Annotated in this window: 2 protein-coding genes; both read right to left on the minus strand. The window is 44.5% G+C overall.

All coding sequences use genetic code 11. From position 1 onward, the window contains the following. The coding region (locus AB4517_RS20590) for a sigma 54-interacting transcriptional regulator (protein WP_372149716.1) at positions 1-947 on the minus strand (947 nt) is incomplete at its 3' end. Beyond that, positions 934-3,627, minus strand: a complete 2,694-nt coding sequence (gene tssH, locus AB4517_RS20595; protein ID WP_372149719.1) for a type VI secretion system ATPase TssH — start codon at positions 3,625-3,627, stop codon at positions 934-936. The genes AB4517_RS20590 and tssH, both read right to left, overlap by 14 nt. Positions 3,628-3,656: the final 29 nt, after the last annotated feature.

Consider the following 3,656-nt stretch of genomic DNA (forward strand, 5'->3'; position numbering starts at 1 on the left):
GGCATATCGCCAATTTCATCTAGGAATAGGGTACCACCGTTTGCTGCTTCAAATAAGCCAACTTTGTCCTTGTCTGCACCGGTAAATGAGCCCTTTCTGTGCCCGAAAAGTTCGGATTCCAGAAGTTGTTCAGGAATTGCGGCACAGTTCTGAACGATTAATGCTTGGTCAGAACGATTCGAGTTTTCGTGAATGTATTTTGCAATGACTTCTTTACCCGCACCCGTCTCGCCTCTAAGTAAGACGTCGACAGGCAAAGAGAGCACCTTATCAAGTCGGCTCAATACATTGACCATCTCTTCACTTTCAGCGATCGGACCTTGATAGGTTTTCTTTGTCCGTTTCTTTAGCTGAGTATTTTCACGAACCAACGCTTGGTTATCAGCGCTTAAACTCTTAATCACTTGACCATATTGCTCTAACCAAATGGCATGGCGAATATTACTTGCCGCCATTCGGCAAAACTCGGTAAGTGCAGTTTCGTTATCGATAACGCTTAAATCGAGCAAAACCAATAATCCAATAGTTTTGCTTTCATCATCAATCAATGGCCAAGCAAGTAAGTTGTTGCTTTTTAGACCTAACGTTTGCTCGGTTTGATAGATGCCTTCGCAGTCATAACCATTATAAGTGTATAGCTCATTGATCAAGACAACTTCGCCGTTACGTACGGCGAAGTTGAATGGGTCGGCTTCACTTACTGTGTCTAACTGCAGTGGCTCCCAAGGATGTGAGGCAATGACTTTTTCATGGTGGTGTGCGGTACTCGGAATCAAGGCTTGACCGGTTTGGTCAAGCACGTAAATGATGCCATGTTTCGCGAAAGTCATTTGCCTTGCTGCTGTGAGAACGGCATCCAAAGTTTGAGCTAACTGGCTGCGATCAGCCAGAGATTGGCTGATCGCAAGTAGGGCGTTACTAAGCTCACTATGGTTAGCTGAACGCATAAGTTAGAGTTCCTTGCTCGTCCACAGAAACGTCAATTTGAGTATGTGAATCATCCTTGTCATTCACCAGTAGTTGAGTCGAAAGCTGCGGCAATAGTTGACGGTTAATAACGGCATCAATATTTCGAGCTCCCGTCTCTGCAAGGCGGCAGTTGCCTAATACGAATTCCACTAAGTTATCACCATAGCAAAGTGCCAGTTTGTGGTGGCTTTGCAGGCGCTCAGACACTTTCTTCAGTTTATGATGGATGATATCGGTCATTGCTGCGTCTGAAAGTGGAAGGAATGGCAACACGGACATACGAGCCAACAAGGCTGGCTTGAAGTGTTGATTCAACGTTGGGCGAATGGCTTCAGCGACGATATTGGCATCAATGTCTTTCGCTTGGTGAACTAAAGACTCAATCTCATGAGTCGCAAGGTTACTTGTCATGATGATGAGTGTATTTTTGAAGTCGATGGTACGACCTTCGCCATCATTTAGCGTGCCTTTGTCGAACACTTGGTAGAACAGGTTGAGTACTTCTGGATCTGCTTTTTCAACTTCATCTAAAAGAACAACAGAGTAAGGGCGCTGACGAACTGCTTCGGTCAGCATACCGCCTTCACCAAAACCAACATAGCCAGGAGGAGAACCAATAAGACGAGAAACCGTGTGTTTCTCTTGGAACTCAGACATGTTGATGGTGGTCATGAAGCGTTCACCACCAAACATCTGATCAGCGATAGCGCGAGCGGTTTCTGTTTTACCTACACCACTTGGGCCAACCAATAAGAAAACACCCGTTGGTGCATCTGGGTTACCTAATCCCGCTTTTGCGGTTTGAATACCTTCAGCAAGCGCATCAATGGCAAATTCTTGGCCTTTAATGTTTTGGATTAGGTTTTGTTTCAAGTTTAAGGTTGCTTGCGACTCATCTTGAAGCATCTTACCAATAGGGATGCCTGTCCAATCAGAAATTACATGACTAATTTCGTCGGGACCCACTTCATAGTGAGCGAGTGGATTGGTACCGCGCACGTTATCTAAACGTTCGTTACAAGATTGAATAGCTTCGCGAGTCTGCTCTTCAGAATATTCATGACAATTTGGTTTGTCACTTGTTAGTGCGTCATCATCTTGAACCGTATTGTCAGCTATAGGAGCGCTGTCTTCTTCAGTCGAAGGAGTAGTAAGGCTATAAAGATGGCTACGCAGTTCAATGATTTCTTGAATAAGAGATTGTTCTTTCTTCCATTGAACTTGAAGGGTAGCTTGTTCTTCGGTGGCCTTTTCAATCTTCTCTTTTAGATCAGGAATTAAAGCGGCGCTGTGTTTGTCACCGGTTTGCTGCAGTTGGTCACGCTCAAGAGCTTCGAGTTCGCGGTTCGCAGCCGCAATTTCTTGATGCAATGTTTCGACAGGTGCCGGTGTTGCATTAAGGCTAATATTGACGCGAGCACAAGCCGTATCTAACACGTCGATTGCTTTATCTGGCAGTTGGCGTCCAGTGATGTAACGATCAGCTAAGTTTGCTGCGGCAGTGATTGCGTCGTCACGTACATACACGTTATGTGATTTTTCATAGGCTGGTCTTAAGCCTCGGATGATCAATGCGGCTTGACTAGCTGATGGCTCATCGAGTTTTACTAGTTGGAAACGGCGCGCCAGAGCTGGATCTTTTTCGAAATATTTCTTGTATTCAGACCATGTGGTGGCAGCAATTGTTTTTACTTCACCACGTGCTAGAGCGGGTTTAAGTAGGTTGGCAGCATCACTGCCTCCAGCTTGATTGCCTCCACCAACTAGCGTGTGAGCTTCATCTATAAATAAAATGATTGGAGTCGGTGAATTCTTCACTTCATCTAGTACTGCGTTAAGGCGTTTTTCAAACTCTCCCTTAACACTTGCCCCCGCTTGAAGTAAGCCCATGTCTAGGCCGTATAGTTCAACACCTTTGAGGCAGTCTGGCACATCTCCTTCGGTAATTTTTAAAGCAAGACCTTCTACCACCGCTGTTTTACCAACTCCCGGCTCACCTACGGCGATTGGGTTATTTTTTCTGCGTCGCGCCAATATGTCGATTATTTGTCTGATTTCTTGATCACGGCAGAATACTGGGTCGATCTCGCCCTTTCTTGCTTTGCCGGTAAAGTCGGTGGTGAATTTACTTAATGCCGAACCATCTTCACGTGCGTCGGTTTTTTCTGATGTCGTTGCTAAAGATTCTAGAGAGTTTGTTGTGAGTTCAGAAAAATTACGCTTTAAGGTATCTGGGTTTACACCGTCTAAGATTGAAGCGTAGCAGTGCTGACCATAGCGTAGTGGGTTACTCACGAGTGTAAGAAGTAGGGCACCAGAGCGAATCTGAGTCTCGGATAGATCTAAAGATGAGACCAACCAACTTTCTTGAAGCCATTCGATTAAAAGCGAAGAAAAAACGGGCTTGCTGCCGTTGCCTGTTGTGTTGGTATCTAAAGTCGAACGAATGGATTGCCTTAAAATGGTCTCTGAGCAATCGAAATGACTTAATAAGATATCAAAATCACTATTTGGCCTTTCTAATAAGCTTAATAGATAGTGTTCAATTTGCACTTCATTGGCTTTTTCCGATACGGCTAATGCAGCGGCGTCCTCTAAAGCGACTTTTACAATAGGGTGCAGACGTTGTATTAAAGAGGAAAGGTTTATATTTATCATTTTAGTTCTATTAGTTATGTATATGGGAT

It is taken from the genome of Vibrio sp. 10N.222.52.C3, assembly GCF_041474195.1.
In the GTDB taxonomy this organism is placed as follows: Bacteria; Pseudomonadota; Gammaproteobacteria; order Enterobacterales; family Vibrionaceae; genus Vibrio; species Vibrio crassostreae_C.

What these genes read in the sequence shown, in the direction of transcription:
- tssH (WP_372149719.1), bottom strand. Translation starts at nt 3,627, where the DNA reads ATGATAAATATAAACCTTTCCTCTTTAATACAACGTCTGCACCCTATT.